The organism is Stenotrophomonas sp. YAU14D1_LEIMI4_1, assembly GCF_003086815.1.
Taxonomy (GTDB): domain Bacteria; phylum Pseudomonadota; class Gammaproteobacteria; order Xanthomonadales; family Xanthomonadaceae; genus Stenotrophomonas.
In genome coordinates this window covers 2,527,226-2,545,238 of sequence record NZ_CP025997.1, presented here as the reverse complement: position 1 = coordinate 2,545,238, position 18,013 = coordinate 2,527,226, and the positions used below count along the sequence as shown (strand labels likewise).

Below are 18,013 nucleotides of genomic sequence, written 5' to 3'. Positions count from 1 at the left end.
ACAATGGCATCATGCCCCGAATGACCGATCATAGGGGGGACGTGGATGTACATCTTTCTGGCCGTTGTGGGTCTGTTGGCCACGCTTGTGGGGGCCTTGATGCTCACCAAAGCAACCATGGGCGTTGGTGTGATTGCCTTCGGAATATTCCTGGCCGCCCTGGCCCGTATCATTCAGGCGGAGCGCCACCAGGCGCAACTGCTCGGTAAGTAAGCCGGATCCCCGGCGCCCGTCAAAAGCCCCGCCTTGTGCGGGGCTTTCTCGTTTCTGGAGCCGACATGTCCCTGTACACCCTCACCGTCGATCTGCTGATGAAGACCGGATCCTTCGTGAAGGATACCGGCAAGGCCGCCCGCCAGTTCGAGCAGTCGATGGATCGCATGCAGGCCACTGCGAAGCGTGCCGGGACCGCAATCGGGCTTGCGATCTCCGCCGGCATAACAAGCACCAGCGCAGCTGCTGTTGCTTGGTCGCGCCAGGTCGCGGACCTCAGTGTGCAGTACGAGCGCATGGGCACGCTGGCTGGCACCAGCTCCGAAGCCTTCCAGCGAATGGCTGCTGGTGCGAACGTTGTAGGGATCAGCCACGAGAAGCTGGCCGACATCCTCAAGGATGTGCAGGACAAGATCGGTGATTACGTCCAGACGGGCGGCGGCGCGATGGCCGACTTCTTCGACAACATCGCACGGCGCACAGGCGTCACTGCGGAGCAGATGCGAAAGCTGTCTGGTCCAGATGCGCTCGGGCTGTACTTCAACAGCCTGGAGCGGGCCAACCTGTCGCAGTCCGAAATGACCTTCTACATGGAGGCCATTGCCAGCGATTCCTCAATGCTGATGCCCCTGCTGCGGAACAACAGCGCCGGCTTCCGCCAATGGGGTGACGCGGCTGAGGCGGCCGGCGCGATCATCGATGGAAAGACCACGAAGGCGACAGTGCGTCTGCGCGAGATTACGCAGGAAGCGGATCTCGCGATGATGGGGTTGAAGGTCAGCGTTGCCGAAGAGCTGCTGCCGACACTGAACAACCTCACCGAGTTCATGGCGTCGCAGCAGACGCGAAACGCTTTTGCCTCCGCTACCAAGTGGGTAGCCGAGCTGACGGGGGAAATGGCGAATGGTGCTGTTCAGATAGTCAACCTGATTGGCCGCTATGCCGAGCTGCAGGCTCTGGAGGGTGCATCGTCCGACTCGCTCAGTAGCGCAACCGAAGACGCTCTCAACGAAAAGATGGGCGAGCTGGGGGCGCGTCGTCGCCTGCTGCTTTCCGTGGAATCGCCTTCCGCGGAGCGTGACAAAGAGGCCGAACGACTGCAGGCCGAGAGGGTGCGCATCCAGCGCGAGCTGACGCGCAGGTATGGCCCCCAGGTCACGCTGATCGACAACGGGCAGATGCTCCCCGACAGCGCGCTGAAATCGGCGTCCGTTGGCTACAAGCCAACCGGGAATATCGATAAGGGGGCTGGAGACAAAGCTGCAGATGAGGCCAAGCGGCGCGCCGACGAGATGGCGCGCTACAGGCAGCAGGCAGAAGAAGCCGCCGGCGCCATGGATGGTCCTCTGGCCGAGGCGATGGCCAAGCACCTTGGCAACATGGCCGAGTACAACGACCTGTTGTCGAAGGGCAACATTGCCCAGGCCGATGCCAATGTGCTGATGGGGCAGAGCGCCCTGGAGTACGCGAAGGTGGCGGCCGAGGTCGAAAAAGCCATGGGCGGGCCGGAACAGCTGTTGGCCACGTTCGATTCCGAGCTGGTGATGCTGGGCAAGGTTGGCCGGGCGCGCGAGCTGTACCGCCGCCAGCTCGTCAACGAGAAGGACATGCGCGACGAGCTGCAGAAGGCTGTGGAGGCAGCGGGCAGCAAGGAGGCGCTGGCCTTGGCCAAGGGCGCCTCCAGCTATGCAGAGTACGAGCGGGCCATGCTCGACGCCGCTGCAGCGGCGGCCGAGCTGTCGCTGCAGGTCGAGGAGTCGGCGGCCCATGCCGAGGCTCTGGCGAACGTGATCGTGTCCGGCCTGTCCGATGGCGTCGATGCATTCGCCGACTTCGCTGCCGACGGCCTGCGCAACTTCGACAACCTGTGGGATGACCTCAAGAACGTCGCCAAACGCGGGCTGCGCGACATGATTGAGGAGATCGCCAAGCAGAAGCTGATTATCCCCATTCAAACCCAGATCATGAACGGGATCAGCGGGCAGGGCGGCGGACTAAGCCTGCAGAGCATCATGGGACTGTTCGGTGGCAACGGCACCGCGGCGGGTGGCCAGAACGCCAGCACCATCGCCGGCCTGCTGTCACAAGGCCAGGGGCTGTTCGGTGGCGCATCTGCGGCCGGCAGCGCGACCGCGGCGAACTCCCTCGGGGGCAGCATGGCGAGCCTGGCCGCGTTGACGGGTGGCGGCACCGCCTCCACCGGTGCGGCGACCGGCGCCGCCGGCGCGGCAACCGGGGCGCTGGCCGGCGTCGCGGCGTTCGCGCCGTATGCCGCCCTGATCGCTATGGGCATGCAGATGGCCGGCAGCGCGTACAAGGAAGGGTTCGGGCTGGAGAATCAGAACAAGATGGACCTGTTGAACCGGGGCCATCTGGCATCTGGCGGCCTGCTCACGCCGGTGATGATCGACAGCATGTCGCTGGACTACCTTGGCCGCGCGCTGGGGATGAGCAGCAAGACCGCGGCCATCTTCTCCGGCAGTTCCCTGATGGGTAAGGCCTTCGGCCGCAGCGCGCCGAAGATCACCGGGCAGGGCATCACCGGCTCATATGGGTTCGGTGGCCTGGACGGCCAGAGCTACGCCGAAGTGAAGCAGAAGGGCGGCTGGTTCCGTTCGGACAAGAAGTGGACGCAGTACGGCACGCTGGATCCGGGCATTGATCGCACGTTTGATATGGCGGCGCGGCAGATCCGTGGGGCAACCACGGACCTGGCCAAGCAGCTGGGCGTGGATCTCACCCGGAAGCTGGCGTCGGTGAGGGTGGATCTGGGCAAGCTGCAGATGTCTTCCGATTCGGAGGAAGCGCAGAAGCAGCTGGAGGCCTACCTAGCCGACATGCAGGATCGGCTGTTCACCGAGGCGGTGAAGGCGTCCGGCTTCGGTGGGCAGTTGGATGGGTACTTCGGATCGGCGGACGTGTTCAACGCCCTGAGCGCATCCATCGAGCTGGCCGTGGGCAATGCGGACGACCTCGGCCGCGCGCTGACCGGGCTGGAGATCGATAAGGTCAACAAGGCCGTGGACTACTTCCAGGACCTGGCCAGCGTGGCTGGCACGGACCTGGCCACGCAGATCCAGAAGGTGACCGGGTTGCTTGGGAACTACGCCACGCTGATGGCGGACGTGTCCACGCAGCTGCTCACCGGTGACCTGTCCAGCTACCAGCAGCAGGCGCTGACCATCGAGCGGACCTACCGCCAGCAGGTGAAGGCGGCCAACGACTACGCCAAGGCGCTGGGCCTGTCCGGTGCAAGGGCTGAGGATCTGGCCAAGATCGAGGCCCTGCGGGCCATGAACATGGGCAAGCTGCAGGCGCAGATCGACAAGGACAAGAAGGCCATGCAGTACGGCCTTTCGATCAGCGACCTGTCGCCGCTGACGGACCAGGAGAAGCTGGGCGAGGCGATGAAGGAGCTGGAGCGGGCCGTGGCCGGCGGCGACACCAGCGCCGCGCAGGCGGCCGCGCAGGCCGCGCTGGACTTCGGTCGGAACCTCTACGCCAGTGGCCAGGACTACAACGGCCTGTACGACCAGGTCACCGGCCTGATCGACGGCATGAAGGTGGGCGACCTCGATATGGAGGACGGCACCAGCATGGGCGCGCTGGCCGATGTGATCGAGGCGCTGCCGGACAATTTCAGCCGCGCCGTGTTCGACCTGGTGGTGGACAGCAACGGGCAGGCGCAGACCACGGCCGCCGTGCAGCAGAGCAACGCGCTGCTGACAGATGTAAAGGGGCTGCTGCAGGACCTGCTTTCGACAACCACTCAGGGCGTGCGGGCTGCCAGCAGTAGCGATCTGCGCAAGGGACTCAACGCGAGGTAAACCGCAATGCAAGCAAGGAAACTCACGCTGGTGGAAATCGGCGTGGGCGCTCTGCCGTCTCCGACGCCGCCGGCGCCGCGCTTCTCGAATTGGTTCCCAGTTGCCTACCGGGCACCGGATGTGCCGCCGGTGGAGGGGGTGACCCCGACGCCGGTGGCCGATGGCGTCCTGCTCGAATGGCCTGCCGTAGACCAGGCTGGCGTCATCTACGTGATCGAGCGTGGCCCGGCCCAGGATGGGCCGTGGACGGAGATCTACCGGACCACCGAAACCCGCTACGTCTACAGCGACGCCAGCGGCACGCAGTGGTGGTTCCGGATCACCCCGACGGTGCGGGGCAAGCCAGGCGGCGGCACGGTGGTGGTGGCCACGCCGACCCCGGCCACCGCTGATCTGATCGAGCAGCAGCTGCGGTTGAGCAAGGAAATCTCAGACCGGATCGAGGCCGATGCGCTGGAAGCGGCAGCCCGTGCCGATGGCCTGGCCGCTGCTGCCCGTGATCTGTTGGCCGAGGCCGTGCTGCGAGAGCAGGACGTGGCCGATGCCATGGGCGCGATCGCGCAGGAGGCGCAGGATCGCGCCTATGCGGTGCTCAATGAGCGGCTGGAGCGCGAGGCGGCAATCAGCCTGGAGGCAGAGACGCGGCAGAGCGACATGGAGTCGCTGTCGCGCGCGCTGTCCGAAGTCGTGGCCGGCAGCGGCACTCAGTTCGACAGCCGCAAGATCTGGTACTTCGACACGGCCGCCGAGAACTGGATCGGCAATGGCGCGGATCCAACGGTGATGGATGGCTGGCTGCGGCCGGCCAACGCCGCCGATTCCCCGTGGGTACAGTCTCCGCCCGCTCTGGAGATCGATGGCAGCGCCTATCGATTCGCCAAGCTGCGGGTGAAGCGCGTAGGCACGCCGGCATGGAACGGCACCCTGCAGTGGATCACGGCAGACGACCAGGCTTGGGACGATGAGAAGCGCGTGCCGGTGCCTGAGCCGCTCTGGGACGACCACGGCGTGGCGACTGTGGACGTGGCCGATATCGCCTGGTGGCCCGGAGAGATCGATGCCATCCGGTTGCAGTTCGGCGATGAGCAGGCGGTGGCCAACTACTTCCTGCTGGACTGGGTGGCCATCGGCCGTCCGACCCCGGGCGCCGGGGTGGCCCTGGTGCAGGATGAGGCACGCGCCCGGGTGGCCGCTGACAGCGCCGAGGCCAGCCGAAGGGAGACGCTGGCCGCGCAGCTGCGCGGCGACTATGACGGCACGGACATTTCCCAGGTAGCCACAGGGCTTTTCGCTGTTGAACGGGATGCCCGCGTAAGCGCAGATGAGGCCAGCGCCTCCGCGATTGAAGTCCTTCAGGCCCGCATGCCGGTGGGCGACGGATTGCTGGCCACCGAGGCCAGCGTTACCGAAGAGAGCCAAGCCCGGGCCGACGGCGACAGCGCCAACGCTGAGGCCATCCAGCTGGTGCAGGCCCGCATGCCGGAAGGCGAGGGGGCCGTGGCGTCCGGAGCGGCGCTGGAATCCGTATCGGCAAGGGTGGAGGAAACCGAGGAAGGGCTGCGTGCGGTCGGTGAGCGCGTAACCTCGGTCACTGCGCAGCTGGAAGGTCAGCACGCAGGCGATGAGGATTCCTTCGCTGGGGATGAGGACGTGTACGCCGGCACGCGCACGGTGCTTTCCGCCATCGCGGAGGGGGATTTGGCTCAGGCCCAAAGCGTCACGCGGCTGGATGCCGAGCTGGGGCAGTTCAAGGCGCTGGCCACGCAGCAGATTGAAGCTGTCGCCACCGACGTTTCGGTGCAGGCGCAGCGCGTGGACGCGGTGCAGGTCGAGCTGGAGGGCAAGGCATCCGCCGAGGCCGTCTCCCAGCTTCGGGCATCGGTGGAGCAGAACGCCGATGGGATCGTAGCCGTGTCCGAATCCCTGCAGGGGGTCAAGGTCGAATTGGGCGAGAAGGCCAGCGCTCAGGTTGTGCAGGGCATGGAAGCCCGTGTGCAGGAGACCGAAGGTGGCTTGGCGCAGGTCATGGCCAAGGCCTTTCTGCACCTGATTGCCGATAGCGGGGCTGGGCCGCTGATCGGCGGCATGGAGCTGGGCAACGACGGCAACGTGGTCAGCCTGCGCTTCCTGACGAACAGCATGGAGATCGTCGCGCCCAATGGTGCAGCCGAGGGCATGGAGTGGCGCTCGGGCTACTTGCGGGTTTGGAAGGGCGCTGCGCAGCGAATCATCGGCCCTGGATTCGGCGCCGCCGGTGACAACTTGGTGGACTACTTCGGGCCGAACGTCGGCGCCGCGGCCGCTTCCAAGGCCAACGCCATGATGTGGATGGACGCCAGTGGCAGTGCCTACTTCGGTGGGCAGCTCTCCGCCGGCGTGCTGCGCAACGCCGTGCAGACCACGACCACCCAGGCTATCGGGACGGAGCTGGTCAACGGGCCGTTTTCCACCAATGGCCGGGTGCGCACCGTCACTGTCAGCTTCACCAGGCGGCACCGGCGGACGCAGACCATATCTGGCTCGACCGGGTTTGTTGCCGGTGCAGGCCAGAACACCGCGCGGGTGGAGGTCTATCGAAAGATCGGCAACGCCGGCGAGACGCTTTGGCAGGTGCTCAACGCCGCTGGCGGCGTGGTCATCAATAACGAGCGCGACGGTCCTGACGAGGCCGATTCGTCCTGGGGCGGAGCTTTCACCATCAACGACACCAGCCCCAGCTCCGATACGGTCCAGTATCGCGCGGTGATTACCGGCTTTACCGAGCAGACCGTGACGCACACCTCTGGCTCGTTCCAGGGGCAAACCCTCACGCAGAGCCTATCGATGATCTCGGTAGAGCAATAGCAGGAGCCGCAATGGCACTTCAACAGATCGATATCAATACGCCGCAGCCCAACGGCAAGTTCGGCGAGTCCACGCGCTCGGCGAACATCAAGATCAACGCGAACACGACGGAGATTGGCCAGCGGCTCGAATCTCTTGAGTCGAACACCGGCGGCGCCGGCGAGGCTATCGACGACCTCCGTTCGGGCCTGCAGCAGGAGGTGCTGGATCGACAGCAGGAAACCCAGGAACGCCTGGCGGTAGAAGCGGCCCTTAGTGAGCAGCTCGACGTTGAGCGAGTTGCGCGGCAGCAGCAGGCGGAAAGCCTTGGTGCTCGCATCACTGGTAGGAATCGTCTGGTCAATGGCAACTTCGATTTCAGCCAGCGTGGCAATTCAGGCATCGTCAGCAGCGCCGCGCTGTACACCGCAGACCGCTGGATTTGCTCGGCGGCTGGCGGTGTCCAATGCAATTGGGGCATTGGCTCCCCGGCTGTTGGAGAAATTCCTTGGGCACGCCGTTTCCTTGGCTTCAACATCGTGGCGGGCACAACGTCTGCATGGGTGGGGCAGCGCATTGAGAATGCCAGCACCTTTGCCGGTGGTAAGGCTACTGTTTCGTTCTGGGCGCGGAGCGGGGTAGCGGGAAAGAAAGTGGGCCTTCTTATTCAACAAGTGTTCGGTTCTGGTGGCTCGGCGATTGTGCAGGTGGACGGGCCTTTGTTCACCCTCGGAACCGCCTTTCAGAAGTTCACTGCAACCTTTGATGTGCCGAGTGTTTCTGGAAAAACGTACGGCGCAAACGATAATTTGCTGTTGTGCTTCTTCTACACGGACAACCGGGTCGAACTGTTTGGGGGGCAGCTTGTCGGACAAGCGGGGCTGTTCGAACTTGCTCAAGTTCAGTTCGAAAGCGGCGAGAAGGCGACGGAGTTCGATTTCCGGCCCTATGGATACGAACTAGCACTGTGCCAGCGCTACTACTGCAAATCGTTCCCGGTCGGCACAGTCCCAGCAACGGGTCTAGCGGCTGGTTCCGCGCAGAACGCCACCGCATTTAATGCATCGCAGGTGAGAACAGGCACAATAGCGTTCCCGGTGACCATGCGAGCAGCACCTGCTCTGCTTCTCTACACGACGTCGGATGCTAATCAGCAGGGCAACGGTGCTGCGCTGTGGAACGGTTCGGTATGGAATTCTGCTGCCAGTTGGGCGTTTGACCTTAGTACGCCCGTAGGATTCACGGTAAACGGAACTTTCGGCACAGGGCTGACCGTGAATGGCTCATACCTCACGCGTTTCAATTGGTCGGCAGACGCGGAGATCTAATCATGTATCAGCTAACCGAAAACCCCGACATCATTCGTTGTGTCGAAACCGGCGCCGACATTCCGCGCGGCCATCGCTGGTGGAGCGACTATGAAGAGTGGCTGGCCGAAGGCAACGAACCTGCCCAGATCGAGCTGGTTGGCCCGGCGCCACACTCGCCTGAGCATTACCGCGCGATCCGCGATGCCGCCTTCGCGTGGATGTCGAGCACGGTTGTGGCGCGCGGTTACGAGACCATCGAAAGTTGCGCCAGCTACTACAACAGTGGCGTTGAACGCTACCGACTGGAGGCGCGTGCCCTGGTTGCTTGGCGCGATGACGTGAACCAGACGCTGGAGCAGCTGGTGCTGGACCCGCCGCCGGGCGTCATTACGTGGGACCAGGTGCGCGCGCTGTTGCCGCAGCCAGAGGCGTACCCTTGGCCGGGTACAGTGGAGTTGCCTCTGAGCGCTGAGGCCGCGCCGCCGGTGGCTATCTCCTAAGCCACGGCCTGCAACAGACCCTCGCGGTTGTGGCGCGCTGTTCACGCGCCCTGCACCCTTTCCCTGAGATTATGAACAGGCACCGGACGCAACTCTCAACGGATTCGGGAGACTACTTCGGACTACCGGGATTCTTCATGCTCAGCCCCGCCAGGATGAGCTCTTAGTGATCTGATTGCGGCGCGCCACCCCCTCGTTTGTAGTCAGCTCCAACGGATACCGGTGGTCCGATCTAAACGCCAAGCGACGCTATGGCGTGTGTCGATGAAGACAAGGACGGTCCTCATCGGCACCACTCTTTTTGAACCAGTCGGAAGAGGATTGCAGCTCGGACTACTCGCTCCAGGAGTTGTCCTCGGAAGTTGCGCCGGGTATCCGCCAGCCAGCCCATACCTTGGGCCATCATTAAGCGAAGCAGGAGCTATACGAAATCCTGCAGCCGAGCTCTGCTGATTGCCTGCCTGTTATCGCAGCTGGGGCAGGACACGACAGCCGCGCCATCCACATCGTCCAAGCCACGACCAGCAGTGGCAGAGAACCAGCGCTGGCACTTTAGGCACGTCGCATCGATGCGGGTTACCTGGATGAGCGTTCCGTCGTCGCGCTTCATGCCGGCGACAGCGCTTAATTGGAAAAGACCGGTGTTGGGCATGATCTGCGTGTCGTGGGCAAACCCCATCTTGCACGCAGCTTGGACGAAGCGCCACAAGACCTTGGCCTAACGCTGGCAAGCAGTTGATGCGCCGTGCGTCATCTGAGCGACTGACGGAGCCTTTGGGCAACCTTCACGCACTCCCGAAGCGCCGATGACGCTGTGTTGAGCGCAAATCGGACAGGGTACGCGCTAGCCCGCCCACCAGGAATTTGTTCATGGCTTCGCAATCCCCACCCCGTAGTGCTGCCGGGGACACCGGTCGCTTTCATCTACTTCGGGTCGAATGCGAAAGTTTGGACCAGGGCAAAGTTACGAAAGTTCTAAAGGTGCAGGCTCACTGCAAGCACTGTGGCAGCGAATTCATGGCTTGCGAGCCTGTCGGCCTGGTTTCTGTGTCTGGCGGAGCGGTGCTCAGTTGCACCCGTTGCAGCAATCGACAAGCCATCAGCCAAGGGGTGTTTGAGACCTTTCCAGGCTCTGAATGCCTCGGCAAGGAGGGCTGAAGCATTCAGATATATGTGAGGGCGTCGTCACCAGGATCGGCTTAGATTCTCCAATGAGCGAAGCCGGAGCTACCATGACCTTGACCCTTATTCAGGCAACGATCCTCAAGGCGATTCAGCGGCGAATGGTGATTTCACCGGTCGAACGTGGCTGGGCTATCGGAGAGGGGTTCGCTGAAGGCACTTCAAGCGATGGCGTCAAGCTGACTTCGGCGGGGCGTTGCGCGCTTGCAGAGTTTGCCTAGTCGGGTGGCTTGCTGGTTTTCCGGGCACTGTCGTCCGGCTGGTGCGTGCAGTTGCTACCCTAATTTACGTTGGTCCATCAGGTGTTGGGGGAATTTGTGCCGCTTCGTGCCATTGCCTACGCAAGTGAGGCAGTCGAAGGTTTTTCATTTTGCGACACGGAGGAGCTAATACGTGCTGCTGCCAGCTTCAATAGCAGAGCAGGGGTGACGGGGGTTCTGCTCTTCGATGGAGTGCGTTTTCTCCAGTACATTGAAGGACCAGAGGACGGGATAGAGGCTGTGTACAGCCGGATTCTTGCCGACAAGCAACACAAGAAACTGATGGAGCTAGGCAGGGGCAGAGTCCCCCGGCGACACTTTCCGTTCTGGGCGATGAAGACCGTGGTGTCCATCTCGGACGAGATGCAGATGCTATCCAGGGCGGATTGGAGTGGAATGCGCTGCATTGAAGGCTTCGGCGAAATCCCCTCCAGCGGCCTACTGTTGCTCCAGGGGGTGCTTGCTCCAAGTATGCCTCCCATGTCCCCTAGTTTGCCCTGCCCGTAGTCCGCCGGGCAGCAGCTTCGATTTGCTCCGTTAGTAACGCTAGAACCTGCCTGAAGCCAGCGGCGAAGACCTGGCTCTCATCCGCTTCGTGACGCTTGATGATCGCAGGGACGAGAGCTTGCCAGTCCCTCGATAGCGCGCAGGGATCATGGTGGGTCACTATCGCGGTGCGAATCGCGTACTCCAATCCCTTAAGGTAGCCACGCTGCGCGGATAGTTCCGCTTCACAAGTCGCCAGTCGTTCTTCCAGCTCCGGTGGAGTCGAGCTCATGTTGCACCTTGTCGATAGACATGGGGGTGGGGATGGGGAGATATTTGCCGGGTCAACCGGAGAGGCCTATTGAGCATCCTCAACGTTCTACTGCGTCCTGACCAGCTGCTGGTCGCCGTTGACACTCTCGCAGAAGACGCCCTTACCGGGGCGAAATCTTCCGGCGCGAAGCTGCTCCTCATCCCCCAGCACAACCTTGTGCTCGCCACCCGGGGCAGCACGCAGTTCTTTCTGCGCATCTATGAGCTTGCGCTGCAGGCTAGCTTCCGAGCGGACTTCACCATGGAGCAGCTGGGCAAAGAGCTGGGCCTGGTGGCGGATCAGTTGTGGCCGGCCTATGAGAGGGCGGCCGTGGACGCCGGCATACCCCGCGAGGCGCTGGGAACCGAATTGGTGCTTGGGGGCTGGTCGCCCCAAGCGGGGCGGATGGTGGCGACTGCCTACGCGAAAAGCGACAGCGGCGTGGCCGCGGTGGTCCAGCCGCTGGCCGGTGGGCTGGCATCGCCTGGGGAGCCACTGCAGGGCAGACCCGACAGCTTCGCACCGGACGCCGTTCTCACTGCCGCACGCATCCAGGCGACGTGGCTGAACAAGGCCACGGGCAGAGAAGCCGCCGGGGGACGCGTGCTTGCTGCCGTACTGCGCAGCGGGCAGGCGGTGATCCAAGATCTAGGGCCGGTATAGATCGTCGGGCGTCAGCCCAGCTAGCGCCAAGATCCTATCCTTTCTCACCTGCTCGCCCCAGAGGATCCAGGCTTGGTCGACGGTCAGCAGTCCCGTCGCCCTGCAGGCTGGGCACGTGAGCTCTATCCCACCATCCACTTCAGCAAGCCCACACCCTCGCGACATGCGCGATTCGTCCCCGCATGAGCCGCATTTGGCATGCAGAGCTTCGACTTGCTCGATCGTTCCGTTGAGGCGCAGCAGAGGGCGGATCCGAAGGATCCGGAAAGCAGTTGAGGGTGTCATGTGTCGAGCCTGTAAGGGGCTAGACACGGGGGCGAAGGATTTCGCACCTGAGAGGAGCCAGATTCGTCAACCATACAGCATGAACCGTTAAGAACTTCGTGCTGGACAAATTCTCTACGTAGGAAGCCGTGCCGTAAAGGAGCTCAACTCGGGGGGCATGTCCGGCCGTGGCCTGAGTGTCAGGACCAGCCCGACCCGTCAGGGCGACATTGTCCGACGGTGCCGGCGGGCCAGTGCGCGCATCCTGACCTTGCCGGGTCCGGGGTCGCAGGTCGCTCAACCCGGATGCGCCTGAGCAGCACTTGGCCGGCACCACTACAATGGTTCAGGCGACAGAATCGCCGTCGTCGCAGCATCTGCGACCGCCGGGCGTATGCTCCCGGACATGCTCATTCCAAGCGTCTATCAGTGGTTGCACTCCGTCCCGATTCCGTCTGGCTGGGTCCAGACGGGTGATCGCTGGGGGCTTTGGTACAACGGCCGCGAGACGGCCAGCGTTGCCCCTGACGGACGGCCAGGTCTGCGCCTGTGGATGGAGGGTCAGAAGATGTGGCACGTGAAGGAGGCGAGGGTGGCCAGCGTGCGCCAGGGGAAGCGCTTCGCGGAGCGCTGGTGCGCTGCCAGGCTATATCCGGGCCTGCCGCTGCGCGAGGCGGTGGCCCGCCTGACCGATACCACCCCCGGCGCGCCGGCCGCTCCGCTTCCCGGTCTACCGCCTACCCGCGAGCAGTTGCAGCAGGCCCAACGCCTGGACGAGGCCTCAGCTGTCGCTGCGGCCCGAGTGAAGGCGGCGCTGGAGCCGCGGCGGGCGCCGGTGGTGACCAAGCCCAGGGCAAAAAATCCAATGAAGGCCTGGGTAAAGGCGTCGCGGCGAATCCAGTGGCCGTCGTAAAAAGGTAGCGCCCGGATGGGACCGGGCGCTATGCATCAGAACAGGCTCAGCTGATGCGGGTAAGAGCGCCAGTGCTGGCAAACCTGCTCCAGGCTGCCGAAGCGAATCCTGGTGTAAGCACGCACTCGCACGCTCTTGGGCTTGGCTGCAATGCAGTCCATGGCCAAAGTCCTCTTAGGGCTTTGGAGGCGATATTTGCCTGCAGCGTCGCACGGGTGATAGAGTTCCCCCGTCTTCAAGAGACAGCTACAGGTGGCAGAGGGACGCCCCCACTGCCATGCCGAGCCCGATAGCGTTGGCGCGCTATTGGGCTTTTTTCGTTAGCGAGTTGACATGCCTAGCGGCACTTGCCAACATCGACTTCTCGGCCGATTCATGTTGTGAGGAAATGGCGGGTTAGCACCATCTACACCCTCCAGTCCGAGCAGTCCCTTCGGTTCGGGTCAGGTCGTTCACCTGTGTTACTCCTCCTCTGACGCGGTTGCACCCGCGTCAGAGGCTTCGAATTTGATCTCGCGTCGCGCTGGCGAGTCTATGTAGACGTGGCCGCGTTCCGACAAGGCGTAGGTCCCATCGGTTTTTAATTCCAAAAAGCCATACTTGGTCCGGTACGCGTACAAGAACGTGCTGAGTGCAGCGCGATTCATGCCAAGCCCACGCCTTTCAACGAACTCGAACGTGGAGTCCGACGTCGCTGGTATGCGCAAGAAGCGAAGGAGTTCGATTGCCTGCGCAGACACTTGACGCTTTGGCTGAACGAATTGGCTCTCTTCACCGCCTTGACTCCTTTCTCCGCTGAACTCGCTCGGCTCGGATTGCGCCTGAGGCGGGGCAATGAACGGATTCATCGGCCCGGGCGGCGCAATGAACGGGTTCCTTGACTCAGGCGGGGCAATGAACGGATTCACCGGCGCCGGCGGCGCTGGCGCGGGCGGCGGCGGTGCCGGCGGGAGCGGATTGGAAGGCGAAACTCTGGGAAGGGCCTGCGTGAACGGGCTCACCTCCGCTGCGGGCAGTTGGGGCAGCGGTGGAAGGCCTGGGTAAATTGGTGCAGAGGAGGCCGCCAGAGACGCTGGAGGCACAGCCTCATACTTGACGGTTCCAATTTCACTTGAGGCCAGACTGATGCTATTGGAGCCGCTCAGCTTTCGTTCCAGGGCAGCGTCCACATCGTCCTGAGCGCCATCCGCCAACCCTTCGAGCGCTGCAATTCGCGCTAGGCAAGCTGCGATGCGCTTTTCGTACTCTGAAATCTTCGCGCGCTCCATAGCGATGGCTGCGGCGTAAGGGCTGGTCGGCGTGTTCATGATGCGAACAATACCCCTCACCTCAGCCAAATGGAAGTGTGAGGCGAAAATTTCTAGTTCGGTGCGTGTATCTTGAGCCGGCGCGCTGAACAAAATATAGTTTAATCAACATCTTAGCTTGTTTCCTTGTGGAGTCTGATGAGGTGGAGTCGTGCATTCTCGATGATTCGGCGTGAAGTTCCGTGATTCACGGTGCTGTCGCGTGAGGTGAGACGGGCCTCTCTTTGGCATAGCGCGTTCACGTTTCGTTCATTATGTACGCGCACCAAGCAGCCATCAAAGATCTGCGCTTTTCGAGCATCGTGCCGCGCTTGTAGGCCGCTTTCGCTTTGTCTCGTATTTGATGAGCGAGCGCCGCCTCTGACAGATCGTCGGGATAGTCAGTTGTCTCACTCGCCCAGTCCTTGAAGGTCGATCTGAAACCGTGGACGGTGACGTGGCCAAATCCCATGCGCCTCAACAGCGCCAGCATTGCGTTTTCGCTGAGGGGCTCGCCAGTCAGGTCGTTGGGGAACAATAGCGCGCGCTGCGTGCGTGGCCGGACCAACGCCATAGCTGCCGAAGACAGAGGGACTGTGTGTTCTGCTTTCGCCTTCATGCGACTACCGGGGACTGTCCATGTGCCGGCGCGAAGGTCAATCTCCGCAGGTACGGCTCCGAGCGTCATTCCTGTGCGAGCAGCAGTGAGGATGGTGAACTCCAGGGCCCGCGCGGCCTCACCGTGACGCCGCGCTAGGGCGGCCATGAATGCTGGCATGTCGGCATAGGGCAGGGCGGCGAAATTCTCTACCTTTGATACGGCTGTCGGCTTGGGCAGGATCATGGCCAAGTGCCCGCGCCACCTAGCCGGATTCTCGCCGGCGCGTTTCTTCTGGACCGTCGCGGCATCCAGCACGGCTTCAATGCGCTGTCTCACCCGACTGGCGGTTTCGGTCTTGCTGGTCCAGATCGGCCGCAGGACCGCCAGTACGTCCTCGGTCTCGACCCGATCTACGCGAAGGTCACCGATGATCGGCCTGGCGTAGGTTTCCAGCGTGCTGGTCCATTGAGCCCCGTGCTTCGGATTGGTCCAGCCGGCTCGACGCTCCGCAATGTACAACTCGGCAGCCTCCCAGAACGTGGGGGTGCTGGCCGCGGCGACCGCCGCAGCGCGCCTTCCCGCGAGTGGATCGTGGCCGGCTTGCACCATCTTTCTCGCGGCATCAGCTGCCGCCCGCGCATCGGCTAGGCCGATCACATGCAGCGGGCCAAGTCCCATTTCTGGGCGCCTCCCTTCAAAGCGATACCGAAAGACCCAGCTCTTCGCCCCGGAAGCCGTAACCTGTAGGTACAGGCCGCCACCGTCGGCGTGGTAGCCCGGCTCCGTGATTGTGGCCACCCGTCTCGCCGTCAGGCGATTGATCTTCAGACCCATTCCTACCCATCCATGTACCCGCCCAATTGACGCGGTTTCCCGCGAAGGCGTGCGAACCAGACCGGATGGTGAAACATAGCTGGCGCAGGGGCTGAGACTGGTTTCACGAAGGCGCACGGAAGCTAGGGGACGCCCTAAATTCAGACACTCTCTCCGCCAGAATATTTGGAAAGCCTCTGGAAACAGGGGCTTTCTTTTTTGCCGTGCCGGCCTATGAAAGACCCCTGGCGAGGCATTTTCATCCGTCATCTGGCTGCGCAATCACGTGAGAGCAACGAACAGATGGGGTTCGGTTGCGCAGCAATTACCCCATGCGCATCGCATCTCGCGCCTGCTCGTGGGCTTGCTCTTTCTGGGCAACCTGCTGCTGCGCCTGTGAGATCTGCTCTGCCTTGGCGAGTGATTGTTCCACTGGGGTGTTGATCGCGTCGCTGATGGCTACCGATGCCCGCAGGTGTGCCGGGTTGTCGAGCTCACCTTGCACAACGAACATGCGCGGGCCAGAGCCGTCGGAAGATGGGTTGCCCAGGACGACGTGATCGACCCGATTCAGGCCGCCACTCTTGGCCGATGCCAACAGGCTGGCGCAGATGCGTTCGCTGGTTTCATCGAAGCTGCGTCCATGCGTGGAGTCCACGGCCGATACACCATTGCGGATCTGTTGATAGAGCGGATGATCAGGGTGTCCTTTCTCCCTGGGATCTTGGTTCATCTTGTCCAGGGTCGATTCGATGCTTTCCTGTAGTGGACTCTTGGGTGCGAAGCCCGGGTTGCTCAGCGAAGGCGAGCCCTTGTCGGTTGCTTCTTGCGTAAGTCGCTCACCAGGTTTGAGTGCACTGTGTGCCCGTTGTTCCGCTTCGGCCTCGCGGCGAGCGTACTCGCCGGCTTCCTCGGTGCCCCGCAGATGATTGATCCCATCACGCAGTAGCCCTGGGCCGCCACCTACAACGACGGTGGCTCCGACGCGTACTTGATGGATGTCACTGCGGTACTCAGTGACCCGGCGCAGGTCGTCGGGGTCGGTGATCCGTGCGCTGGGGTCGTCAAGGACGGACTGCACCGGCCCTTTGTCGGTCATGCGATCAAGGAAATGAACCACCCGATGGGAGTCGCCCAACTGCACCGCTACGGCCGCGGAGATGGCGTGCCCGCTCCCCAATCCAGGTGCCAGAAGGGACCCGACGCGTTGGCCCTGTTCGGCGCTGCGCAGAACCTCCAGTTCCTTGGAGAGCGCATACATCTCAACCTTGCCGTAATGGGGGCCGCCTGCGCTCACCAGGTCGCCTGCCATGACATGGTTGGTGAAGGGTGCCGCATTGGCGGGCTGGCCCTCGGGAATGCGGTACGCCAATCCGGCAGCGCCGTAGGGATTGAACGCGTCGCCGGGGAGGTTTTAGTGATGTGCGGTGATCTGTGCAAGCGCGCCACCCAGGGAGTGGCCGGTGACGTGTACAGGGCCGTACCCCATTTCATTCGCCATCTTGATGGCTTGTTTGGTCAGCGCGAGGGCATCGTCGAGCTGTGGGTTGATTCGGGCGGCAACCATGGTGGCGTCGATCCCGCCATCTAGCAGTGGCTCGCGATCAAACTCGGTGCCGCGGTGGGCAACAATGACTTCGTTCGTTGCTAGGCTGCGATAGACGGTGCCTTGATATCCGGTATTGGAGTCGCTTCTGGCCAGTATCTGGTACTTGATACCCGCAATGGTGATGAACGCATCGTCTAAGGGAGGGGATTCATACGTGCTGTTGGAGAGCGCGGCGGCGGTAACAGGAGTCATCGAATCTCTCCTTCAGCCTTTCTGGAAATCTCGATAGGGAAGTACTTTGAGCGCTCACCTTGGGGGATTTTCTGGAATTGGCTGTCGGTCCAGATGCTCGCTCGCTCGGGTGTCTGTCCTGGAGTCAATGGTCTAAGTGTCTTCTCCACGTATGTAGTAGAGCGCGCTTTATCTTCGATCTCTGGAAAGAAGGCGGGAATATCTACTCTGATAGGGCGGCCTTCGACGTCCAGCGTGAACGATGCTTGCACAAAGCGTGGTGTCCAGTTACATGGTCCGCGGCCATAGTAGTCGGCGACCTCCATCCCATCTTTGAACACTGTGGCAGCGAACTCGGTCTTGCTGACGCGTTGCACTGGAAAGACCACTGACTGGCGTTGCGGCGCGTACTGGACGCCCTCGTAGTTGTCGATCGGCGGGAGACAGAGCGGGTCTATTTCGTAGGAGACGAAGACCTTGGGAGCTGGGACGTCCACGGGCGCATCCTGTACCCGAATCACGATAGCAAGCGCGTCCGTGGGAGCAGGATTCTCGCGGTAGGCCGGGTAGGAACGGTCCTCACTGCAGCCAGGCGCGACGACGGTAACCAAGGCGATGAGAACTACACGAGGAAGAGGCTGGAGGGATGTCAGCATGATCGGTCCATGTCGCTGATTGAGATGCTGTTCGGGGGCGCCAGTACAGGCTTGCTACAAAGCATGGCTTCCCGGGCGTTAAGCAGTCGGCTGGGCCAGCCAGACCGTTAGTTCGCGCTGTGT

The 18,013-nt window shown here is 62.5% G+C and carries 14 protein-coding genes; 9 read left to right on the top strand and 5 right to left on the bottom strand.

Going from position 1 to position 18,013, the window contains the following annotated elements; translation table 11 throughout:
* Nucleotides 1-45 precede the first annotated feature (45 nt).
* The 9 genes from C1932_RS19835 to C1932_RS11795 all read left to right on the top strand — a co-directional run bounded on the left by C1932_RS19835 (nucleotide 46) and on the right by C1932_RS11795 (nucleotide 12,754).
* Nucleotides 46-213 carry a hypothetical protein gene (locus tag C1932_RS19835; RefSeq protein WP_159094543.1) on the top strand — a complete coding sequence of 56 codons (168 nt, stop codon included), beginning with the start codon at nucleotides 46-48 and terminating at the stop codon, nucleotides 211-213.
* 65 nt (nucleotides 214-278) lie between these two features.
* On the top strand, nucleotides 279-4,040 hold the full coding sequence (locus C1932_RS11835) for a phage tail protein (RefSeq protein WP_108762302.1): 3,762 nt from the start codon (nucleotides 279-281) through the stop codon (nucleotides 4,038-4,040).
* 6 nt (nucleotides 4,041-4,046) lie between these two features.
* Nucleotides 4,047-6,884, top strand: a complete 2,838-nt coding sequence (locus C1932_RS11830; protein WP_159094542.1) for a hypothetical protein — start codon at nucleotides 4,047-4,049, stop codon at nucleotides 6,882-6,884.
* 11 nt (nucleotides 6,885-6,895) lie between these two features.
* A complete protein-coding gene (locus C1932_RS11825) occupies nucleotides 6,896-8,191 on the top strand; it encodes a hypothetical protein (protein ID WP_108762300.1) in 1,296 nt (431 codons plus the stop codon).
* Between the two features lie 2 nt (nucleotides 8,192-8,193).
* A complete protein-coding gene (locus C1932_RS11820) occupies nucleotides 8,194-8,673 on the top strand; it encodes a hypothetical protein (protein WP_108762299.1) in 480 nt (159 codons plus the stop codon).
* A gap of 1,232 nt (nucleotides 8,674-9,905) precedes the next feature.
* Complete coding sequence (locus C1932_RS19830; RefSeq protein WP_159094541.1) at nucleotides 9,906-10,076, top strand: hypothetical protein; 171 nt, start codon at nucleotides 9,906-9,908, stop codon at nucleotides 10,074-10,076.
* Between the two features lie 81 nt (nucleotides 10,077-10,157).
* Nucleotides 10,158-10,622 carry a BLUF domain-containing protein gene (locus C1932_RS11810; RefSeq protein ID WP_325051525.1) on the top strand — a complete coding sequence of 155 codons (465 nt, stop codon included), beginning with the start codon at nucleotides 10,158-10,160 and terminating at the stop codon, nucleotides 10,620-10,622.
* 340 nt (nucleotides 10,623-10,962) lie between these two features.
* Nucleotides 10,963-11,577, top strand: coding sequence for a hypothetical protein (locus C1932_RS11805; protein WP_108762298.1), 615 nt, complete (start codon nucleotides 10,963-10,965; stop codon nucleotides 11,575-11,577).
* 832 nt (nucleotides 11,578-12,409) lie between these two features.
* Nucleotides 12,410-12,754: a hypothetical protein gene (locus C1932_RS11795; RefSeq protein ID WP_325051524.1), complete on the top strand. Its 345-nt coding sequence runs from the start codon at nucleotides 12,410-12,412 to the stop codon at nucleotides 12,752-12,754.
* 461 nt (nucleotides 12,755-13,215) lie between these two features.
* Here C1932_RS11795 and C1932_RS19825 read toward each other — a convergent pair whose 3' ends face one another.
* From C1932_RS19825 to C1932_RS11775, 5 genes are all read right to left on the bottom strand, one after another.
* Nucleotides 13,216-14,061: a hypothetical protein gene (locus C1932_RS19825; protein ID WP_159094540.1), complete on the bottom strand. Its 846-nt coding sequence runs from the start codon at nucleotides 14,059-14,061 to the stop codon at nucleotides 13,216-13,218.
* Between the two features lie 238 nt (nucleotides 14,062-14,299).
* The gene (locus tag C1932_RS11785) at nucleotides 14,300-15,475 is read right to left on the bottom strand and encodes a site-specific integrase (protein WP_108762295.1); all 1,176 of its coding nucleotides are present in this window, start codon (nucleotides 15,473-15,475) and stop codon (nucleotides 14,300-14,302) included.
* Nucleotides 15,476-15,779: 304 nt separating this feature from the next.
* Nucleotides 15,780-16,826: an XVIPCD domain-containing protein gene (locus C1932_RS11780; protein ID WP_234412118.1), complete on the bottom strand. Its 1,047-nt coding sequence runs from the start codon at nucleotides 16,824-16,826 to the stop codon at nucleotides 15,780-15,782.
* Nucleotides 16,827-16,868: 42 nt separating this feature from the next.
* Nucleotides 16,869-17,255, bottom strand: a complete 387-nt coding sequence (locus tag C1932_RS20040) for a hypothetical protein (RefSeq protein ID WP_234412117.1) — start codon at nucleotides 17,253-17,255, stop codon at nucleotides 16,869-16,871.
* Complete coding sequence (locus tag C1932_RS11775; RefSeq protein ID WP_108762294.1) at nucleotides 17,252-17,890, bottom strand: hypothetical protein; 639 nt, start codon at nucleotides 17,888-17,890, stop codon at nucleotides 17,252-17,254. The genes C1932_RS20040 and C1932_RS11775 overlap by 4 nt, the downstream gene beginning before the upstream one ends.
* Between the last annotated feature and the right edge of the window lie 123 nt (nucleotides 17,891-18,013).

Coding starts and splice junctions, on each gene's coding strand:
- C1932_RS11830 (WP_159094542.1), top strand. CDS start 4,047: ATGCAAGCAAGGAAACTCACGCTGGTGGAAATCGGCGTGGGCGCTCTG.
- C1932_RS11820 (WP_108762299.1), top strand. CDS start 8,194: ATGTATCAGCTAACCGAAAACCCCGACATCATTCGTTGTGTCGAAACC.
- C1932_RS19835 (WP_159094543.1), top strand. CDS start 46: ATGTACATCTTTCTGGCCGTTGTGGGTCTGTTGGCCACGCTTGTGGGG.
- C1932_RS19830 (WP_159094541.1), top strand. CDS start 9,906: ATGACCTTGACCCTTATTCAGGCAACGATCCTCAAGGCGATTCAGCGG.
- C1932_RS19825 (WP_159094540.1), bottom strand. CDS start 14,061: ATGAACACGCCGACCAGCCCTTACGCCGCAGCCATCGCTATGGAGCGC.
- C1932_RS11795 (WP_325051524.1), top strand. CDS start 12,410: ATGTGGCACGTGAAGGAGGCGAGGGTGGCCAGCGTGCGCCAGGGGAAG.
- C1932_RS20040 (WP_234412117.1), bottom strand. CDS start 17,255: ATGACTCCTGTTACCGCCGCCGCGCTCTCCAACAGCACGTATGAATCC.
- C1932_RS11785 (WP_108762295.1), bottom strand. CDS start 15,475: ATGGGTCTGAAGATCAATCGCCTGACGGCGAGACGGGTGGCCACAATC.
- C1932_RS11775 (WP_108762294.1), bottom strand. CDS start 17,890: ATGCTGACATCCCTCCAGCCTCTTCCTCGTGTAGTTCTCATCGCCTTG.
- C1932_RS11825 (WP_108762300.1), top strand. CDS start 6,896: ATGGCACTTCAACAGATCGATATCAATACGCCGCAGCCCAACGGCAAG.
- C1932_RS11835 (WP_108762302.1), top strand. CDS start 279: ATGTCCCTGTACACCCTCACCGTCGATCTGCTGATGAAGACCGGATCC.